Source organism: Sulfitobacter sp. JL08 (assembly GCF_003352045.1).
GTDB lineage: Bacteria > Pseudomonadota > Alphaproteobacteria > Rhodobacterales > Rhodobacteraceae > JL08.
In genome coordinates, this window is sequence record NZ_CP025815.1 from 2,560,435 (window position 1) to 2,578,489 (window position 18,055).

21 protein-coding genes are annotated in these 18,055 nt (G+C 58.9%); 8 read left to right on the plus strand and 13 right to left on the minus strand.

The features are described 5' to 3' along the window. Positions 1–40: 40 nt before the first annotated feature. Entirely contained in the window at positions 41–1,111 is a 1,071-nt protein-coding gene (locus C1J05_RS12545) for a 2'-deoxycytidine 5'-triphosphate deaminase (RefSeq protein WP_114872301.1), read from the plus strand. A 12-nt stretch (positions 1,112–1,123) separates the two neighbouring features. Here C1J05_RS12545 and C1J05_RS12550 read toward each other — a convergent pair whose 3' ends face one another. From C1J05_RS12550 to C1J05_RS12580, 7 genes are all read right to left on the minus strand, one after another. Next, positions 1,124–1,267: a hypothetical protein gene (locus C1J05_RS12550; protein ID WP_162798063.1), complete on the minus strand. Its 144-nt coding sequence runs from the start codon at positions 1,265–1,267 to the stop codon at positions 1,124–1,126. Positions 1,268–1,336: 69 nt separating this feature from the next. Continuing rightward, a complete protein-coding gene (gene scpB / locus C1J05_RS12555; RefSeq protein ID WP_114870543.1) occupies positions 1,337–1,993 on the minus strand; it encodes an SMC-Scp complex subunit ScpB in 657 nt (218 codons plus the stop codon). Between the two features lie 4 nt (positions 1,994–1,997). After that, positions 1,998–2,780, minus strand: a complete 783-nt coding sequence (locus C1J05_RS12560; protein ID WP_114870544.1) for a segregation and condensation protein A — start codon at positions 2,778–2,780, stop codon at positions 1,998–2,000. After that, the gene (gene nagZ / locus C1J05_RS12565; RefSeq protein ID WP_114870545.1) at positions 2,773–3,780 is read right to left on the minus strand and encodes a beta-N-acetylhexosaminidase; all 1,008 of its coding nucleotides are present in this window, start codon (positions 3,778–3,780) and stop codon (positions 2,773–2,775) included. Before nagZ ends, C1J05_RS12560 begins: the two co-directional genes overlap by 8 nt. Beyond that, positions 3,777–4,835, minus strand: a complete 1,059-nt coding sequence (locus C1J05_RS12570; protein WP_114870546.1) for an SPOR domain-containing protein — start codon at positions 4,833–4,835, stop codon at positions 3,777–3,779. The genes nagZ and C1J05_RS12570 overlap by 4 nt, the downstream gene beginning before the upstream one ends. A 76-nt stretch (positions 4,836–4,911) precedes the next feature. Then, the gene (argS, locus tag C1J05_RS12575) at positions 4,912–6,657 is read right to left on the minus strand and encodes an arginine--tRNA ligase (RefSeq protein WP_114870547.1); all 1,746 of its coding nucleotides are present in this window, start codon (positions 6,655–6,657) and stop codon (positions 4,912–4,914) included. 66 nt (positions 6,658–6,723) lie between these two features. Beyond that, the gene (locus tag C1J05_RS12580) at positions 6,724–7,875 is read right to left on the minus strand and encodes a deoxyguanosinetriphosphate triphosphohydrolase (RefSeq protein WP_114870548.1); all 1,152 of its coding nucleotides are present in this window, start codon (positions 7,873–7,875) and stop codon (positions 6,724–6,726) included. 80 nt (positions 7,876–7,955) lie between these two features. On the opposite strand from C1J05_RS12580, the gene C1J05_RS12585 reads away from it, so the two are divergent. After that, positions 7,956–8,279 carry a HesB/IscA family protein gene (locus C1J05_RS12585; protein WP_114870549.1) on the plus strand — a complete coding sequence of 108 codons (324 nt, stop codon included), beginning with the start codon at positions 7,956–7,958 and terminating at the stop codon, positions 8,277–8,279. A 7-nt stretch (positions 8,280–8,286) separates the two neighbouring features. Here the strand turns inward: C1J05_RS12585 and C1J05_RS12590 are convergent, their stop codons facing one another. The 4 genes from C1J05_RS12590 to C1J05_RS21505 all read right to left on the minus strand — a co-directional run bounded on the left by C1J05_RS12590 (position 8,287) and on the right by C1J05_RS21505 (position 11,279). Beyond that, a complete protein-coding gene (locus C1J05_RS12590; RefSeq protein WP_114870550.1) occupies positions 8,287–9,204 on the minus strand; it encodes a DMT family transporter in 918 nt (305 codons plus the stop codon). After that, the gene (locus tag C1J05_RS12595; RefSeq protein ID WP_114872302.1) at positions 9,201–10,277 is read right to left on the minus strand and encodes a DUF6902 family protein; all 1,077 of its coding nucleotides are present in this window, start codon (positions 10,275–10,277) and stop codon (positions 9,201–9,203) included. Before C1J05_RS12595 ends, C1J05_RS12590 begins: the two co-directional genes overlap by 4 nt. A 73-nt stretch (positions 10,278–10,350) precedes the next feature. Next, positions 10,351–10,899 (minus strand): DUF6749 family protein, encoded by a 549-nt coding sequence (locus tag C1J05_RS12600; protein ID WP_114870551.1) that lies wholly within the window; start codon positions 10,897–10,899, stop codon positions 10,351–10,353. Between the two features lie 23 nt (positions 10,900–10,922). After that, on the minus strand, positions 10,923–11,279 hold the full coding sequence (locus tag C1J05_RS21505; RefSeq protein WP_205388944.1) for a hypothetical protein: 357 nt from the start codon (positions 11,277–11,279) through the stop codon (positions 10,923–10,925). Here C1J05_RS21505 and xth point away from each other — a divergent pair. After that, complete coding sequence (gene xth / locus C1J05_RS12610; protein ID WP_114870553.1) at positions 11,278–12,057, plus strand: exodeoxyribonuclease III; 780 nt, start codon at positions 11,278–11,280, stop codon at positions 12,055–12,057. The genes C1J05_RS21505 and xth overlap by 2 nt on opposite strands. Before the next feature lie 11 nt (positions 12,058–12,068). On the opposite strand, the gene C1J05_RS12615 is transcribed toward xth, so the two are convergent. Together C1J05_RS12615 and dksA are read right to left on the minus strand one after the other, a co-directional pair. After that, positions 12,069–13,199: an FAD-dependent monooxygenase gene (locus tag C1J05_RS12615; RefSeq protein ID WP_368073707.1), complete on the minus strand. Its 1,131-nt coding sequence runs from the start codon at positions 13,197–13,199 to the stop codon at positions 12,069–12,071. 76 nt (positions 13,200–13,275) lie between these two features. Beyond that, positions 13,276–13,698: an RNA polymerase-binding protein DksA gene (dksA, locus tag C1J05_RS12620; protein ID WP_114872303.1), complete on the minus strand. Its 423-nt coding sequence runs from the start codon at positions 13,696–13,698 to the stop codon at positions 13,276–13,278. A 190-nt stretch (positions 13,699–13,888) separates the two neighbouring features. Between dksA and C1J05_RS12625 the strand changes: the two genes are divergently transcribed. The 5 genes from C1J05_RS12625 to C1J05_RS12645 all read left to right on the plus strand — a co-directional run bounded on the left by C1J05_RS12625 (position 13,889) and on the right by C1J05_RS12645 (position 18,032). Then, entirely contained in the window at positions 13,889–14,728 is an 840-nt protein-coding gene (locus C1J05_RS12625) for an AAA family ATPase (protein ID WP_114870555.1), read from the plus strand. A 122-nt stretch (positions 14,729–14,850) separates the two neighbouring features. Beyond that, positions 14,851–15,306, plus strand: coding sequence for a GNAT family N-acetyltransferase (locus C1J05_RS12630; RefSeq protein ID WP_114870556.1), 456 nt, complete (start codon positions 14,851–14,853; stop codon positions 15,304–15,306). Further along, positions 15,306–16,670 carry a DUF2927 domain-containing protein gene (locus tag C1J05_RS12635; RefSeq protein WP_114870557.1) on the plus strand — a complete coding sequence of 455 codons (1,365 nt, stop codon included), beginning with the start codon at positions 15,306–15,308 and terminating at the stop codon, positions 16,668–16,670. The genes C1J05_RS12630 and C1J05_RS12635 overlap by 1 nt, the downstream gene beginning before the upstream one ends. Positions 16,671–16,672: 2 nt before the next feature. Further along, a complete protein-coding gene (locus tag C1J05_RS12640) occupies positions 16,673–16,840 on the plus strand; it encodes an apolipoprotein acyltransferase (RefSeq protein WP_114870558.1) in 168 nt (55 codons plus the stop codon). A 4-nt stretch (positions 16,841–16,844) separates the two neighbouring features. Next, on the plus strand, positions 16,845–18,032 hold the full coding sequence (locus C1J05_RS12645; RefSeq protein ID WP_114870559.1) for a vWA domain-containing protein: 1,188 nt from the start codon (positions 16,845–16,847) through the stop codon (positions 18,030–18,032). The last annotated feature ends 23 nt before the right edge of the window (positions 18,033–18,055 follow it).

Here is an 18,055-nt window from a genome sequence, read left to right on the forward strand (position 1 = left end):
GCCGGGCTGTCCGGGGTGCGTTGATCGCGAAGGGATTGAAATGACTGGCGTAATTCCAAACCAGCACCTGTCGAAAATGATCGCCGATGGCGTGATTGCAGGCCAGCCCGCCATTGAGGATGCGCAAATCCAGCCGGCAAGCCTTGATTTGCGTCTGGGCAGTGTCGCCTACCGCGTACGGGCATCGTTTCTGGCTGGTGCAGGGCGAACTGTCGCTGAGCGGTTGCAGGAATTTGAAATGCACCGTGTTGATCTGACAGACGGTGCGGTTCTTGAAAAAGGCTGTGTTTACGTTGTGCCCCTGATGGAATCACTGGCCCTGCCGGACGGGATGCAGGCGGTGGCCAACGCCAAAAGTTCGACCGGACGGCTGGATCTTTTGACCCGCACCATCATTGATGGCGGCGTGGAGTTCGATCGTATCGCTACGGGCTATCACGGACCGCTTTATGCTGAAATCTGTCCACGCTCGTTTTCGGTACTGGTGCGGCCCGGTATGCGGCTGAACCAGATCCGGTTTCGCGTCGGCCATGCGGTACTGGACGATGCTGCATTGAACGCCTTGCACGCACAATCACCACTGGTTGACGGCACGGCGGTGATTGATGACGGGTTGGGTTTTTCCGTTGATCTGAAACTGCCAGGCACTGATCTGGTCGGCTATCGTGCCAAACCCCATACCGGCGTGATCGATCTGGACAGAATCGGCCACTACAACCCGGCCGAATACTGGGAAGACGTGCGCACAACAAACGGCCAGATCATTCTGGATCCCGGCGCGTTTTATATTCTTGTCAGCCGTGAAGCCGTGCACATTCCGCCGGAATATGCGGCCGAAATGGCCCCCTATCTGGCCATGGTCGGCGAATTCCGGGTGCATTATGCAGGGTTTTTTGACCCCGGTTTCGGCCATGATGCCGCTGGCGGGGCCGGTTCGCGCGGCGTGCTGGAAGTGCGCTGCCACGAAGCGCCCTTTGTTCTGGAACATGGTCAGGTGGTGGGGCGTCTGGTCTATGAACGGATGCAGGACGTGCCCACACAGCTATACGGCGCAGGCATTGCGTCAAACTATCAGGGTCAGGGCCTGAAGCTGTCCAAACACTTCAAATAGCGCGCGACAGGTCTATTCGATCAGGTCACGCGGTTGCTGGGCCTTTGGTTTGCGGCCTATTTTGGCCGCCTGACCCATCCCCATGTTGATACCCTTGTTGATCGCCTTCCGCATGACAATGCGGATGACCATGTTGATGATCTGGTTCATGTTCATGTCTGCCTCCACAGCTCGTTTTATTGTTATATAGCCGGTAATCATGAAGATTTCTGGGCACCGGCCCGATCAATCTTCAAAAAGTTCCGACTGGCCTTCGTTGGTTTCTTCTTCTTCGTCGCCTTCGCCCATTAACGGCACCGTTCCGGGCGGTGCGCGATTTTCCAGCAAGCCGGCTGCCCGCAATTCCTTGAGCCCGGGCAGATCCCGCGCGCTTTCCAATCCGAAATGGTCCAGAAATTCCTGGGTGACGACAAATGTGACCGGTCGCCCCGGTGTCATTTTCCGCCGCCCGAAGCGGATCCATTCAAGCTCCAGCAACTGGTCCACAGTACCGCGCGACACGCTGACGCCGCGAATTTCTTCGATCTCGGCCCGTGTGACGGGCTGGTGATAGGAAATGATCGCAAGGGTTTCGATCGCGGCCCTGCTCAGCTTGCGGGTTTCGACTGTTTCCTTTTGCATCAGGAACCCAAGATCGTTGGCGGTGCGCATCGCATAGGCATCGCCGATCTTGACCACATGTACGCCGCGCCCTTCATAGCGTTTGCGCAGATGCACCAATGCCTCGGCAGCATCGCAGCCATGGGGCATGCGGCTTTCCAGCTCCTTGACACTTACCGGTTCGACACTGGCGAACAGAACCGCCTCGACCATGCGTTCCTGTTCCGCAAGCGGCGGAGCTTCGAACAGGGTTTTGTCTTGTTCTTCATAATCTTGCGACACTGTTCTAATCCCTTTTGCGCAGCTGGATCGGAGCAAACAATTCCGATTGCCTGATTTCCAGGGCGCCTTCTTTTACCAGTTCCAGGGTCGCTGCAAAGGTGGATGCGGTCGCACTGCGCCGGCGTTGGGGATTACTGCTCCAGCCATCCGGCAGGTAACTTGACAGATCGGTCCATTCGCCACCATAGCCGATCAGGCCGCGCATCCGGTCCAGCGCCTGTTCCATGGTGAATACAGCATCGCGATCCATGACATAGGGGCGGAACTCGTCGCGCGTGCGGATACGGGCATAGGCCTGCATCAGGTCCAGCAGCGTCGCGCTATAGCTGACCTTGCGGGTACGTTCGACGGTTTGCGGCACGCCGCGCGCAAAAAAATCACGCCCCAGACGGTCGCGCGCCATCAGCCGCGCAGCAGCATCCCGCATCGCCTGCAACCGTTCCAACTGAAACGCCAGATGTGCCGCCAGTTCTTCTCCTGACGGGCCTTCTTCGGCGGGATCGGGGGGCAACAATAGACGCGATTTCAAAAACGCCAGCCACGCTGCCATCACCAGATAATCCGCGGCCAGTTCGATCCGCAGCACTTTGGCTTTTTCCACGAATTCAAGATACTGACGGGCCAGTTGCAGCACGGAAATCTTGCGCAAATCCACTTTTTGCGTGCGCGACAGTGTCAGCAACAGATCAAGCGGGCCTTCAAACCCGTCAACGTCGACTATCAACGCCTCTGCGGCCATCCTGTCGGATACCGACAGTGTATCTTCCTGAAAACTGTCCTCAGCCATATACCTGCCCGTTCAAAAGCGCTTCAAGCTGGGCTTCACAAGACGCAATGTCAAGCGGCTGGGGCGGCTTTCGTGCGGCCAATGCCGCCTCGGCACGTCTTTGCGCGGCATCGCCCATCTCGCCGGCGGCTTGGGCAACTTCGGCGCGTTCCGCCAGCGTTCCGTTGCAATGCAGAACCACATCGCACCCCGCCGCAATCGCCGCGCGGGACAGATCGCCCAGATTGCCCTTAAGCGCTTTCATTGAAATATCATCGGTCATGATCAGACCGTCAAATCCGATATCCTCGCGGATCAGGCTCATCATGCGGGGCGATATCGTGGCGGGTGCATCATCAACGGCACTGTAAACCAGATGCGCGGTCATCCCCATGGGCAGATCGTTCAGCGCCTTGAACGGCGCAAAATCCCGCGCTTTTAGGTCGTGCAGATCATCATCGACATGGGGCAGATCAAAATGGCTGTCTTGCGTCGCGCGGCCATGGCCCGGAATGTGCTTTAACACCGGCAGAACGCCCCCGTCCAGCAGGCCCTGGGCAACCGCCCTACCCAGTGACGCAACACTGTCGGGATCTGTTCCGTAACAGCGGTTGCGCAGAAACGCGTGGGTGCAATCGGCGGCGACATCCACCATCGGGGCGCAATTGCTGTCGATACCCAGCGCGTGTAGTTCCTGCGCGATCAGGCGATAGCGCAGATACATCGCCTCTTGCGCGTAGTCTTTGGCAAGATGTACGAAATCCAGCGGCGGCATCCAGTCGCGCCAGTGCGGGCGGCGCAGGCGCTGCACCCGCCCGCCTTCCTGATCGATGGTGATCGGGGCATTGCGCCCCACAGCCGCGCGAAAATCATCACACAGGGCGCGCACCTGATCCGGCGTATCGATATTGCGGGCAAACAGGATAAAACCGAACGGGTTAACATCGCGGAACAGGGCAATCTCTTCCGCGCTCAGCCGAAACCCGTCTGCATCCAGAATGCTCGCTCCGAACCGTGTCACCGCGCAATGACCGGAATGCAATCCGCTTTCTCCGCCACAAGTGCGGAACAGAACCGGCGCGCATCGCTCAGGTCTTCAAAGCCGACAGCCCGCAGGCGGTAAAAAATGCGCCCACCACTTGAGGCGCGTTGGATAACGCTTTGTTTATCTTCCATATAGTCCGAAAAATTTCCGGTCAGGCGACCCCATTCGGATTTTGCCACCTCTTCGCTTTCGAAGGCGCCAAGCTGAACCATGCGTGTGCCGGGGGCGATACTGTCCGCATCCAATGGCTCAAGTGATGTGGCCACGGCTGCCACCTGCACAACGTTTTCCAATTGCGATTGCGTCGGGCGCGGCTTGGGCCGCAGGGAATTTTGTATACCGGATGCATCGTCAACGTCTGGCTCGACCGTTTCTGCAACCGCCGAGGTGATCTCTTCCGCTTCCGCTTCGGGTTCGGCCGCAACTTCGGCAACCGAGGTGACAACGGGCGAACCTGCGGTCGGGGGAACGTTGCTTAATGGCTCTACCCCGTTGGTCAGTTCTGCCACCAGTGCCTCGATGGAACGCGCCTGCGCTTCCTGCTCGGTCAGCGCCGCGGGGGCTTGCGTTTCGTCCGCATCGGACCGCGCTATGGCTTCCGGCTGTTGTTCTTCAGCAACGTCTGGCACGGCGTCAACCGCGCCTGATGCCAGAACGGGTGTATCTTCCGCGGCAAGATCAACCGGGCGCGGCGCCAGAACCAGACGATCTGCCGGCGCTTCTGCCGATCCTTCTGCCGCCACCGAGTTCACGGCCAGCCCCTGATGATCTGCCTGCGCGCCACCCGGATCCTTGGGAGCAATCCGCATTGCGCCTTCAACCGCGCGCACGACAGGAATGCCACTGACGTCCCTGATGAACAGCTTGTATCCCCAAACTCCGATACCCGCGATCAATGCCACCGATACCGCCGCGCCGACAAAATTAGTCAGCTGGCCCAGCGGCTTGGCCGCCGATGTTAAACTTCTGGATGCTGCGTTTTGTAAATCCGAATCGTAAGCGCCTTGCGCGCTTGCCCAATCTGCCGCCATTTTTTGCCTCGCTGCCCAAACGATGCTCTGCCGTTCGGGTCCGGTTACTTGCTCTGTCCCGGCGCGGTGCGTTTTTCTATCGCATTTCATGTGCCGGATTAACGCCAAGAATACCAAGACCTGACGCAATTACAACGGAAACAGCGCGCGCAAGGGCGATTTTCGCCTGTGACGTGGCCACATCGTCTTCCTGAATGAAGCGCAGCGCGGGTTCGTCATTGCCCCGGTTCCACAAGCCGTGAAGTTCACCCGCAAGTTCATAAAGGTAAAAGGCCACCCGATGCGGTTCATGCGTGCGCGCAGCAATTTCGACCAGACGGGGCCATTCCGCCAGCTTTTTGGCCACGGCCTGTTCCGCCTCGTGCGTCAGGCCGCCAAGATCCGCCTTGGCCAGCGTCGCATCTTCGACGTCCATACCGGCCTCGGACGCTTTGCGCAGCACGCTCATTACGCGCGCATGGGCATATTGGACATAAAACACCGGATTTTCCCGGCTTTGTTCCAGCACCTTGTCAAAATCGAAATCCAGGGGTGCATCGTTTTTGCGGGTCAGCATGACAAACCGTGTCACATCCGCCCCCACCTGATCAACGACATCACGCAGGGTGACAAATGTTCCCGCGCGCTTGGACATCTTGAACGGCTCACCGTTCTTGAACAACCGCACCAGCTGGGTCAGCTTGATATCCAGCGGCACCCGCCCGTCAGACAAGGCCGACACCGCCGCCTTCATCCGTTTGACATAGCCGCCATGATCCGCGCCAAACACATCAATAAGTGCATCGAAACCCCTGGAAACCTTATCATAATGATAGGCGATATCCGGCGCGAAATAGGTCCAGCTGCCGTCCGATTTCTTGACAGGACGGTCCACATCATCGCCATGCGCTGTCGAGCGGAACAGCGTTTGTTCGCGTGGCTCCCAGTCTTCCGGCATTTTGCCCTTCGGGGGTTCCAGAACGCCCTCGTAAATCAGCCCCTTGCCCTCTAGATCGGCGATCGCCGCCTCGATCCGGCCAGTGCCATACAGCGATTTTTCGCTGTAGAAAACATCCATTTCGACGCCCAGCGCCGCCAGATCGGCGCGGATCAGATCCATCATTGCGTCAGTTGCAAAATCACGCACGTCCTGCAGCCAGACCGCTTCGGGCTGATCCACCCAGGCATCGCCAACCTTGTCCTTGAGCGCCTGCCCGACCGGCACAAGATAATCACCGGGATAGGTGCCATCGACAAAGGCCACTTCCTGTCCGTGCGCTTCAAGATAGCGCAGATAGACCGACCGCGCCAAGACATCGACCTGTGCGCCGCCGTCGTTGATGTAATATTCGCGCGTCACGTCAAATCCGGCGAAATCCAGCAGCGATGCCAGCGCATCGCCAAACACCGCCCCGCGCGTGTGCCCGACATGCAAAGGCCCTGTCGGGTTCGCGCTGACATATTCCACGTTCACCCGGGCGCCCTGCCCCATGTCCGAACGGCCAAAGCCGGTGCCAAGATCGAAAACACCGTGAACCACGTCCTGCCAGACCTTGGGCGCAAGGCGCAGGTTCAAAAACCCGGGGCCTGCCACTTCGGCGGTGCTGATCCGGCTGTCGGCCAGCAGCAAGGCCGCCAGAGCATCCGCAATCACACGCGGATTCTGCCCTGCGGGTTTCGCCAGAACCATGGCGGCATTGGTTGCCATGTCGCCATGCGCGCTGTCGCGCGGCGGTTCAACCGTCACATTGGACATGTCCAGCCCATCGGGCAGCGCACCTTGCGCTACCATTGACTGAAGGCTGTCGATGACCAGAAGGCGCAGGTCGGAAAAGATATTCATTGTCGATAGGTTCCTGTTGCGGACGTGCGTCGGGTTTATCAGGCCTGCGGGCCGCGTCAACGCAGCTTAGGGCGTGTCTGCACACAGGCGCGCATGTTCCTGAAGTGCAAAACGATCCGTCATGCCGGCAATATAGTCCGACACAATGCGGGCAAGCGCCACCCTGTCATCGGCAGCCGCCGCAACGTCCTTGTGCCAGCGTTTCGGCAACAGCCCCGGATCCGCCAGAAACATCGGGAACAGGTCTTCGACCACCTTGGTGACTTCGGCGCGTTTGATCATGACAGACGGCGCCCGATACATGCGGGCAAACAGAAATGTGCGGATCTGCTGCAAATCAGCCCACAAACCGGGCGAAAACCGGATCACCGGGCGCCCCAGATGCCGGATGTCACGCACATCCTGCGCGCCCGATTGCGCCAGCGCCCTGCCGGATGTTTCGATCACATCCGACACCATCACACCAAAGACCCGGCGCAATGCCTCATGCCGGCGGCGATAGGCGTCTGTGTCGGGGTAAAGCCGGTCGACCTGCGCATAGGCGGCACCGATAATCGGCAGCTCCGCAATCTCGGCCTCGGAAAACAAGCCGGCACGCAGCCCGTCGTGCAGATCATGATTGTTATAGGCGATATCATCCGACAGCGCCGCCACCTGCGCCTCGGCGCTGGCGTGGGTATCCAGCTCCAGATCATGCACCGCGTTATAGCCGGCCAGCGCATGTGGCAGCGCGCCTGTGACCGGACCGTTATGTTTGGCAATCCCTTCCAGCGTTTCCCATGTCAGGTTCAGCCCGTCAAAGGACGCATAGTGCCGTTCCAGCGACGTGACGATCTTGATCGCCTGCGCATTGTGATCAAATCCGCCATAGGGTCGCATCATTTCGTGCAGCGCATCTTCGCCGGTATGTCCGAACGGGGTGTGCCCCAGATCATGCGCCAGTGCGACCGCTTCGGTCAGCTCTGCGTTCAGGCCCAGCGCGCCGGCAATGGTGCGCGCCACCTGCGCCACTTCGATCGAATGGGTCAGACGTGTGCGGTAGTAATCGCCCTCATGCTCAACAAACACTTGGGTCTTGTGTTTCAAACGGCGGAACGCCGATGCATGAATGATCCGGTCCCGGTCCCGCTGAAAGCAGGAACGAAAGGTACTTTCCTCTTCCGGTACGCGCCGTCCCCTGCTGCGTGCCGGATCTGAGGCAAAAGCTGCACTCATCATCACCTCGGTCCTTGTGGCCTGTCCCTTGGGTTTCTATATTGCAGGCACGTCCAAGTTGAAACCGTATCAAGGGCCAGAGAATGCAATTGCCTCCGAAAGTAACAGAACGCGCTTTTGCCCGGCTCGCCGAAATCGGCGCCGCGGATCAGGGTCAAGCGCTGCGCGTCGCGGTTGAAGGCGGCGGATGCTCTGGTTTTCAGTACGAAATCGCACTGGATCAGCCCGCCGAGGATGATCTGGTACTGGAAGGTGCCGGGCAAAAGGTGGTGATTGATACGGTATCCCTACCGTTTCTGGAAAATGCCGTTATCGACTTCAGCGAAGAATTGATCGGTGCCCGGTTCGTGATCAACAATCCCAACGCAACCAGTTCCTGCGGCTGCGGCACATCGTTTTCGATGTAACCCCTACCTATGCGCGGGCAGTGCGCATCCGCTCTGCCCCCGGTGCAAGCTGTTCCCACACCAGAAACAGGCTGGTTAGCACGACAAGTCCGGCCCCCAGATAGGTGCCCGCAGCAGGCACTTCGCCAAAGAAAACGGCACCAAGCAGCACCATCCAGACGAATTGCAGGTTCAGCAAAGGTGTCACCGCATAGGCGGCCAGCAGACGCAACGCGACAACAAGAACCCAGCGCGCCACAAACAGCAGTGTGGCATAGGCAAAAACCCAAATCAGGTCTGCGGGTGGCATCGGCACCCAGACAAACGGCAAGGCCACTGCCATGATCGCGAATACAGCAAGATTGGGATAAAACACCTGCGCCAGCGCATTGTGTTCATACTGCCCGATAAAGCGGGCCATGATCATCGACACAGTTCCCGCCACACTGGCCAGCAGCGCAAAACCGTGCCCGATCGACACCCCCGACAGGCCGGCAGGAAACAGGAACAGCATCCCGACAAAGCCCATGCCCAGCGCGCCCCATACGATTGGTCGCACATGTTCGCCCAAGATCAGGCCCGACAGAATGCCTGACAGGATCGGCATCAGCCCGATAAACAGGAATACTTCGGCAAAGGGCAGCGCGCGAAATGCATAAAAGAACGCAGTGCAGGCAATGACCGTTGCACCCGCCCGCACCGCCATTGCGCGCGGGCATCGCGTGCGCAACCCGGCCTGCGATCCTTGCAATTGGTTCAGGGCAACCGACAGCACCACCACGACCAGACCGGAAAGGCAAAACAACTGCGGCGCGGCATAGCCACCCGCGATGAATTTCGTGATCGCATCGGCCCCCGAAATCAATCCGGTATAGATCAGCACCAGCTCGGTGCCCAATCCCGTTGCCCCCAGAAGCGGCCGCCATGACTGCGCGCGCGCACTCATCCCGATACTCCCTGCAGTCCGGTTCTGGCGAAGCCTTCAAAAAACGCATCGAACTTGTCTGTCGATTGCTCTGCTTCGCACAGGATGTCAGTTCCGGTGTCGCTCAGGGCGGCCTGCACGACCTCGCGCATCCTTGTCCAATCGGCGCTGCGCTGGTCATCGAGACGGAACATGCATTCCGACATTTCGCGCAACGGCCCGGCGCAGGGGGGCGCGCGGAAAAAAGCCATACGCGCAGGCTCGGCCGGTTTTGCGAACCTCTTGCGTCCGGAGACCGCCATCAACCAGTTGCAGACAAAATAGTCGTGATAGTCGTCCTGCGCGCTGACATGTGGCCCGGTCTCGACCGAAAAGAGATGGGTTTCCCGTTCCAACCAGCCTTCCCATATTTGCGAGGGTGTCTGCCCCGCATAGCGCAGCGCCACACAGATTTCAGCCAGCAAATCGGCATTCTGATCCAGATAGGCCAGCAATCCCGCAAACTCGAGACTGGTTATCGCATCTGTGTCCAATAGAGGATCGCGCCGGCCATATTCGCTGAGGTAGAATACCGCGTGTGTCAGCTCGTACGCGGCTTTTTTGTTGGGCATGGCAAATGTTGCATGGCGGGCGATAAAGTGGCGCATCCGCGTTTCCAGGCCTGTGTCATTCGGCAAAGGATCAACACCCCGGCGCATCATTAGGCGGCGTGCTTCAAGGCGTTGCAGATCAGACAATTCGGCTTCTGCCATGCCTTGGCGTGCCACCCAATGCGCCAGCGCCTCGCCCTTGGTGCCGGCCACGCCCAGATCTTCGAGATCCAGACAGATTGACAACAAAAAGCGGTAATATTGCGGGAAAAACCCCATCCGTTTTTCCACCTGCTCGTAAAATCCGCCATGCGCCTCAAGTGCCGACGTGTCCGGGCGGATGCCGGTACATTCCAGAATGTTCAGAAGTTCGGCGTTTTCCTTAAGCCAGTACACATCATCCCCAAACCGGCGGTGCTGTGCAAAGCAGCGCAATGTGGCGGCTATACAGTCCTTCTGGCCTTGGCGCGCAGAGGGGGCGTTCAGTTGGATTACGTTCGACATTTCAATCATCCTTGTCGTTTCGGGCCTTCTGAACGCCCCGCTTCCAGTTTTCACGTCTTCAATTCACGCTGGATCAGGCACCCGATGTGAACATCTCCGTCCGTTCGCCGGTGATTGCAGCGCTTGTGGCGCACGGTGCGGCCCCCGAGGTGAAGAGCTGTGTCGCCTCGCCTGTGGATGCATCGGACGTGGCTGTTGGCGCGGCACCGGATGTGAACATTCCTGTCTCGTCACCGCCAACAACGGTGGCCAAAAGGATTGGCGCAGCCCCCGAGGTGAACATCTGAGTGCCTTCGCCGGTGACAATGTCCGACAAGACAGACGGCGCGGCACCGGACGTGAACAGATAGGTGCCTTCGCCGGTGGCAATGCCGGAGGATGCAGCAGGTGCGGCGCCGGATGTGAACATCTGTGTGCCATCGCCGGTCAGTGCGGTCGCACCACCCATCGGGGCCGCACCGGATGTGAACATTTCCACGCTGTCGCCCATCAGGGCGGTTGCGAACGCAGAGGGGGCTGCACCGGACGTGAACATTTCGGTTCCCGCCCCGTCAAAAAGCGCAGCGTCGCTTTCGATGGTGGCGGCAGCAAAGGTGTCATAGGTTTTCAGTTGAGCTTGCATATGGTCGTCTCCCAAGTGTGAATTTACAGCCTCTTCACGCTTGCACGTAAAAAGCGAGTTATAAACAGCATTTTCAACCCTGAGTAATGACCTGTCGAGTTATCCACATCAGCATCGCTGGCCAAACCTATGACTTTGTCATCAAAGAATTTTCTGGTGCGCGCGCGAAAAAAACTTATCCACAAGCCTGTTTTTGCCAGCTTTTCGGGGCGGTTGCGTTGATCAGAGCTTTGATGGCCACGAATCGTGCACAGGTGGCGGCAGACAGCGGACTGCCCGATTCTATCGCCAGCCCCGAACCTGCGACGTGCAACCTGCTCTTGTGACGTCGGGCGGCATCGGCGATACAAGGCGGGCATCTGCCAGACCGGGGTCATCATGAAAATTGCCAGCTTCAACATCAACGGTATCAAAGCGCGCATTGCCGCCCTGCCCGACTGGCTGGACGAAGCCAAACCCGATGTTGTCGTCTTGCAGGAAATCAAAAGCGTCGACGAAGCGTTCAAGCGCGACCTGTTTGAAGACCGTGGTTACAACGTCGAAACGCACGGCCAAAAATCGTTCAACGGCGTGGCCATCCTGTCAAAACTGCCGCTGGAAGACGTTTCGCGCGGGCTGCCGGGGGACGACGAAGATGAACAGGCCCGCTGGATCGAAGCCACGGTCGTGGGCAAACACGCGGTGCGTGTCTGTGGGTTGTACCTGCCCAACGGCAATCCGGCACCGGGCCCCAAATTCGATTACAAACTGGCATGGATGGCGCGGCTGCAACATCGCGCGGCGCAATTGCTGTCTGATGAAATGCCTGCCCTGATGGCCGGTGATTACAACGTGATCCCGCAGGCCGAAGACGCCGCGCGCCCGGATGCGTGGCGCGAGGATGCGCTGTTTCGCCCCGAAAGCCGCGCGGCATTTCAAAGAATTCTGAATCTGGGCTTTACCGATGCGTTCCGCGCCCGCACCCAAGGCCCCGGGCATTACAGCTTTTGGGACTATCAGGCCGGAGCATGGAACAAGAATGACGGCATCCGGATCGATCATTTCCTGCTGACCCCCCAGTGCGCCGATCTGTTGCTGGACTGCCAGATCGACAAGGATGTGCGCGGCCGGGAAAAGCCGTCAGATCACGTGCCAATATGGGTCGAACTTGACGCCTGAACCCAGCGGAATCAAAGACGCGTCACATCGTGGTCGTAAATCCAGGCAAAACGCGCAGACAATCGCGGCCCCATCACCGCCATAGCCGTTTGCGCCAGCCAGCTGACCGGCGGCGCGTAATGAAAAGTGCGCGCATTTCCGGACGCTGCTGCAACAACCCGTGTGGCACGGGGTTGCCGCACCGCCTGATAGCGCGCCAGACCGGCATCAACCGATGTGCTGCCTGATACGCAGCTTGCCAGCACCCACGCATCTTCCAGCGCAAGACAGGCCCCTTGCGCCATGAACGGCAGGGTCGGATGCGCCGCATCGCCCAGCAAAGCCAGCCCGCCCTTGTGCCAGACCTGCGCCACCGGATGCAGATAAAGCGCCCACAGGTGGGTTTCCTGAACCCCCGCCAACAGGTCGGCGGTTGCGCCAGTAAAATCGGCAAACCGGGCGCGCAAATCATCAGGATCGCCGGACAGTCGCCAGCCTTCTTCTGTCCAGTCCGCGCGCTCTTCGACAGCGACGATGTTCATCAAACTGCCGCCGCGCAGCGCATAAGACACAACATGCCGTCCCGGCCCCATTGTCAGAACGGCGTGTGACGGTGCGTCTTGGGGCGAAAACGGCACAACGGCGCGCCAGGCAACCTGCTTTGAAAATTGTGGCGCGGCGTTGCCGTTCAGCGCCGCGCGCAAATTGCTTTGCCCCCCATTTGCGCCAACAACCAGATCAAAACACCCCATCTCCCCAACGCGGCCGGTCTGAAGATCGACATCGGTGATGGCCTGACCCAACTGAAACGTCACACCGGCGTCTGCGGCCCGCGCAACAAGCAGGTCAAGCAGATCCGCACGGTGAAAATACCATGTCGGGCCTGCCTGTGGCGGCGGCACAAACGAAATCCTGTTGGGCCGGCGATAATCGCGCAGTTCTGTGCCCGACGATTGCACTGCCCCGTCCGGCGTGTCTTGGACGGCCCCCAAGGCGCGCAGCACACACATGCCATTTGCGCTGATCTGCAAGCCGGCGCCGACTTCGCTAAGGGAGGCGGCCTGTTCGAATACTGTGACAGTGGCGCCCCTCTGGGCAAAGGCGATTGCGGCTGCCACCCCGCCGATGCCGGCACCGATCACTGCAACATTCATCGAATTCATTGTCATACTTCTATGGACCATAAAAAAACGCCGCGGCTGTGGCCACGGCGTTCTGGAAATCTACGATCACGCCGGATCAATCGTCGCGGTGAACTTTTTCGCGACGCTCATGTTTTTCCTGTGCCTCAAGGCTCATCGTGGCGATGGGGCGTGCATCCAGACGTTTCAGCGAAATCGGTTCGCCCGTGACCGAGCAATAGCCGAATTCGCCGTCTTCGATCCGGCGCAGGGCGGCATCGATTTTCGACACCAGCTTGCGCTGACGGTCGCGTGTGCGCAGTTCCAGCGCGCGATCTGTTTCCTCGGATGCACGATCTGTCACATCGGGAATGTTGCGCGTGCCGTCCTGCAATCCTTCGATGGTATCGCGGCTGCCCGCCAGCAATTCGGCGCGCCAGTTCAGCAGTTTGCGGCGGAAATATTCAACCTGACGTTCATTCATGAACGGCTCGTCCTCGGCCGGCGTATATTCTTCCGGCAGAATCAAATCCTGTTTCATTTTTGCTCCCACGGTCTTGCGAAGACCTGTCATACTCTATCCTCAGACGGATGGCTGTGTTTGAGGGGCGTTTACCGCACCGTTCGGCAATTGTCACTACACAATCATTTCAAATTGGCCCTGCGATTGCAGCCATGAACAGCGCAGGCTAAGATGCGGCAGAACAGGCATAAAAAGGCACCCAGACCCCATGAAATTCCAAGGTACGGCCGAATACGTGGCCACAGATGATCTGACAATTGCGGTGAACGCGGCAGTGACACTGGAACGGCCATTGCTGGTCAAAGGCGAACCCGGAACCGGCAAGACAGAACTGGCCCGCCAGGTGGCGTCTGCCCTGGGCCTGCGCATGATCGAATGGAACATCAAATCCACCACGCGGGCGCAACAGGGGCTTTATGAATACGATGCCGTCAGTCGCTTGCGCGACAGCCAGCTTGGCGAAGAAAAAGTGCACGATGTGTCCAACTACATCCGCAAAGGCAAGCTGTGGCAGGCGTTCGAGGCCGATGAAAAAGTCGTTCTGCTGATTGATGAAGTCGACAAGGCCGATATCGAGTTTCCCAATGATCTGCTACAGGAACTCGACCAGATGGAGTTTCATGTTTATGAAACCGGCGAAACCGTTACGGCCCGCCATCGCCCGGTTGTCATCATCACATCGAACAATGAAAAAGAACTGCCCGATGCGTTTTTGCGCCGCTGTTTTTTCCATTACATCCGTTTTCCGGACGAACAGACGATGCGCAAGATCGTCGATGTGCATCACCCCGGAATCAAGGATGCCCTGCTGACCACGGCGCTGACCCAGTTCTACGAAGTACGCGAAACCGCAGGGCTCAAGAAGAAACCTTCGACCTCAGAAGTGCTTGACTGGTTGAAACTGCTTCTGGCCGAAGACCTGAGCGCTGAAGATTTGAAGCGCGATGGTGCCAATGCGCTGCCGAAACTGCACGGTGCCCTGCTCAAGAACGAGCAGGATGTGCATCTGTTCGAACGTCTGGCGTTCATGGCGCGCGGACAGCGCTAGGGGCCCGGTTTTTCGCGATATCCATGCTATGATCTGGTCGCCTTGCGCGAACTGAGGTATTCGAAACCCAACAGAGCGACGTGCAGGAATTGCCACATCCGCTTTAACAAAGAGGTATTACAATGGCCGACGCGCCTTCGCTGATCATTCGCCCCTTGCAGGAAACCGATCGCGCCGAATGGGCCGAGATGTGGACCGGATATCTTGAATATTACGAAACCTCAGTGCCCGATGAAATATATGACAGCACCTTCGCCCGCCTGCTTGGGGATGATCCACGCGACTTTAACGCGCTGGTTGCCGAAAAAGAGGGCCGCCTGCTGGGGCTGACGCATTTCCTCTTTCACCGGCACGGCTGGAAGGTCGAAGACGTGTGCTATCTTCAGGATCTGTACACCCGTCCAGAGGCACGCGGCGAAGGCGTGGCTGGTGCATTGATCAATGCGGTTTATGACGCCGCGGACAAGGCCGGGGCACCTTCGGTTTACTGGCTGACACAGGATTTCAACGCAACCGCGCGCAAACTTTATGACAAGATCGGCGTTCTCACGCCGTTCATAAAATACCAGCGCCCGTGATGCGCCTGCTGCTGATCCCCTTTTGTCTGGCGCTGGCGGCGTGCGGATCGACTGCGCCCAAAGACACGCCGACACGGGCGCAGATCGCAGATAGCACGCTGCCGCCGATGAAAAGTTTCGGCGCCACCAGCCCGGTACGTTCGACACGCCCCAACGGCAACATCGCCTATGATTTCCTTGATCTGTCTTTCCAACTGGAAAGCGGTCGGGAACTGCCGGTGTTCAGCCGCTTTGAAACGCCCGTTACCGTCCGTGTCACCGGCACGCCTCCTGCCAGTCTGGGCCCCGATCTGTCGCGTCTGATCCGACGGTTGCGCAACGAGGCCGGGATCGACATTTCGCTAAGCCAGACAGCCACCGCCAACATCACGATCGAGGCCGTGACACGCGCCGAAATCCGCCGCGCCCTGCCGCAGGCGGCCTGTTTCGTGGTTCCGAACGTATCCAGCCTTGCCGAGTACCGCTCGAACCGCAGATCGCAAAAAACCAACTGGGCCACGCTTCGGACACGCACGAAAATGGCCATTTTCCTGCCCAACGATGCAAGCCCGCAGGAAATCCGCGACTGCATGCACGAAGAACTGGCACAGGCTTTGGGGCCGCTGAACGATCTTTATCGCCTGTCCGACAGTGTGTTCAACGATGACAACATCCATACCGTGCTGACAGGGTTTGACATGACGATCCTGCGCGCGACCTATGCCCCCGAATTGCGCAGCGGCATGACGCGTGAACAGGTGGCCGCGCGCTTGCCTGCCGTTCTGGCCCGCATCAACCCGGCCGGCAACCGCGCTGCAATCCGCCAGCCCGCCCCGCCATCGCGGGCGTGGATCAGTGCGATTCAATCCGCCCTTGGCCCCGGATCAAGCGCCGGCACAAGACGGCGGTCCGCGGCAGAAGCCCTGAAAATCGCACAGGCACAGGGCTGGCAGGACAACCGCCTGGCCTTTAGCCATTATATATCCGGCCGTCTGATCCAAAGCGCCAACCCGCTGGCCGCCTTTGATCAGTTCATCAAAGCCGACCGCGCCTATGCCCGGCTGCCCGACACAGAATTGCACCGCGCCTATGTGGCCGCACAGATTGCGGCCTATGCGATCAGCGACGGTGAAGGCGCGATTGCCCTGCGCATCGTCGATCCGTTTATCGGCACGGCATCGCGATACGAAAACGCCGCATTGCTGGCTACACTGATGCTTATGCGCGCCGAAGCGCTGGACCTGACCGGTCGTGCGTCCGAGGCGCAGCGTGTCAGGCTGGACAGTCTGGGGTGGGCGCGATACGGATTTGGCCCAGATTGGGCTGTACGTGGCAAAATGCGCGAGATTGCGCAGATCAGCCCGCTTCAAAGGGATGACGGATAGATATGATCGTAATTGTAGCAGCACTGGCCGGGGCGATTATCGGCGGCACCACCGCCGCACGGCGTAAAGGGTCGCGCCTTGACATCGCCCAATACGCGGCATCCTTTGCCATTGCCTTTGCCGTTGTCGGTATGATCGCGACAGTCATCATCCACCGCGCGGCCGTTTGATCTCATGTTTCTGCCGTTTTTCGAAAGCTTGCGCAAAAACGGTCTTCCGGTTTCCCTGCGCGAATTCCTGAGCTTTTTGGAAGGCATGAAGGCAGGGTTGGCCACCTATGATGTCGAAGCGTTCTATTATCTGGCCCGCATTTCAATGGTCAAAGACGAGCGCAACATCGACAAGTTCGACCGCGCCTTTGCCGCAGCGTTCGAAGGGCTGGAAAGCATTTCGCTGGATCAGGTTCTTGAGGCGGTCGATATTCCCGGTGACTGGCTGGAAAAGCTGGCGGAAAAACATCTGAGCGACGCAGAAAAAGCCGAAATCGAGGCATTGGGCGGCTTTGACAAGCTGATGGAAACCCTGAAAGAGCGTCTGAAAGAGCAACAGGGCCGCCATCAGGGCGGTAACAAGTGGATCGGCACCGCGGGCACATCGCCCTTCGGGGCCTATGGCTACAATCCCGAAGGGGTGCGGATAGGCCAGAAAGAATCGCGCCACCAGCGCGCCACCAAAGTGTGGGACAAGCGTGAATTTAAGAACTTGGACGACACAGTTGAACTGGGTACGCGCAACATCAAGGTCGCGCTGAAGCGTCTGCGCCGCTGGGCGCGCGACGGGGCGGCGGAAGAGCTTGACCTGAACGGCACGATCCGTGCCACGGCCGAACACGGCTATCTGGATGTGAAAACACGCCCCGAACGGCGCAATGCGGTCAAGGTATTGCTGTTTTTGGATGTGGGCGGGTCGATGGATCCTCATATCAAGGTGGTGCAGGAACTGTTTTCCGCCGCGCGCGCCGAATTCAAGCATCTGGAAAATTTCTATTTCCACAACTGTCTTTACGAAGGCGTGTGGCGCGACAACCGCCGCCGCTGGAACGCGCAGATTTCCACCGACGAGGTGCTGCGCACCTACGGCCCCGATTACAAATGCATCTTTGTCGGCGACGCTTCCATGTCGCCCTATGAAATCGCCTATCCCGGCGGGGCGAACGAACACTGGAACGCCGAGGCCGGACAGGTCTGGCTGGCGCGTGCCCGCGATCAGTGGGCATCGCATCTCTGGATCAATCCGGTGCCGGAAAAATATTGGGGCTACACCCATTCCATCGGCATGATTCAGGATATCTTTGGCGCGGGTCGCATGGTTCCGATGACATTGTCAGGTCTGGAAGCGGGCATGAAAAGCCTGACACGCTAGGCGCGCGAAACGCTTGTCGCAGA

Excerpts from the sequence above, each read along its gene's own strand:
- C1J05_RS12585 (WP_114870549.1), top strand. The coding sequence starts at position 7,956 with ATGCAATTGCCTCCGAAAGTAACAGAACGCGCTTTTGCCCGGCTCGCC.
- C1J05_RS12550 (WP_162798063.1), bottom strand. The coding sequence starts at position 1,267 with ATGAACATGAACCAGATCATCAACATGGTCATCCGCATTGTCATGCGG.
- C1J05_RS12640 (WP_114870558.1), top strand. The coding sequence starts at position 16,673 with ATGATCGTAATTGTAGCAGCACTGGCCGGGGCGATTATCGGCGGCACC.
- xth (WP_114870553.1), top strand. The coding sequence starts at position 11,278 with ATGAAAATTGCCAGCTTCAACATCAACGGTATCAAAGCGCGCATTGCC.
- C1J05_RS21505 (WP_205388944.1), bottom strand. The coding sequence starts at position 11,279 with ATGATGACCCCGGTCTGGCAGATGCCCGCCTTGTATCGCCGATGCCGC.
- C1J05_RS12595 (WP_114872302.1), bottom strand. The coding sequence starts at position 10,277 with ATGTCGAACGTAATCCAACTGAACGCCCCCTCTGCGCGCCAAGGCCAG.
- C1J05_RS12570 (WP_114870546.1), bottom strand. The coding sequence starts at position 4,835 with ATGGCGGCAGATTGGGCAAGCGCGCAAGGCGCTTACGATTCGGATTTA.
- C1J05_RS12635 (WP_114870557.1), top strand. The coding sequence starts at position 15,306 with ATGCGCCTGCTGCTGATCCCCTTTTGTCTGGCGCTGGCGGCGTGCGGA.
- C1J05_RS12580 (WP_114870548.1), bottom strand. The coding sequence starts at position 7,875 with ATGATGAGTGCAGCTTTTGCCTCAGATCCGGCACGCAGCAGGGGACGG.
- argS (WP_114870547.1), bottom strand. The coding sequence starts at position 6,657 with ATGAATATCTTTTCCGACCTGCGCCTTCTGGTCATCGACAGCCTTCAG.
- C1J05_RS12545 (WP_114872301.1), top strand. The coding sequence starts at position 41 with ATGACTGGCGTAATTCCAAACCAGCACCTGTCGAAAATGATCGCCGAT.
- C1J05_RS12625 (WP_114870555.1), top strand. The coding sequence starts at position 13,889 with ATGAAATTCCAAGGTACGGCCGAATACGTGGCCACAGATGATCTGACA.
- C1J05_RS12615 (WP_368073707.1), bottom strand. The coding sequence starts at position 13,199 with ATGAATTCGATGAATGTTGCAGTGATCGGTGCCGGCATCGGCGGGGTG.
- C1J05_RS12645 (WP_114870559.1), top strand. The coding sequence starts at position 16,845 with ATGTTTCTGCCGTTTTTCGAAAGCTTGCGCAAAAACGGTCTTCCGGTT.
- C1J05_RS12590 (WP_114870550.1), bottom strand. The coding sequence starts at position 9,204 with ATGAGTGCGCGCGCGCAGTCATGGCGGCCGCTTCTGGGGGCAACGGGA.
- dksA (WP_114872303.1), bottom strand. The coding sequence starts at position 13,698 with ATGAAACAGGATTTGATTCTGCCGGAAGAATATACGCCGGCCGAGGAC.
- C1J05_RS12560 (WP_114870544.1), bottom strand. The coding sequence starts at position 2,780 with ATGGCTGAGGACAGTTTTCAGGAAGATACACTGTCGGTATCCGACAGG.
- C1J05_RS12630 (WP_114870556.1), top strand. The coding sequence starts at position 14,851 with ATGGCCGACGCGCCTTCGCTGATCATTCGCCCCTTGCAGGAAACCGAT.
- C1J05_RS12600 (WP_114870551.1), bottom strand. The coding sequence starts at position 10,899 with ATGCAAGCTCAACTGAAAACCTATGACACCTTTGCTGCCGCCACCATC.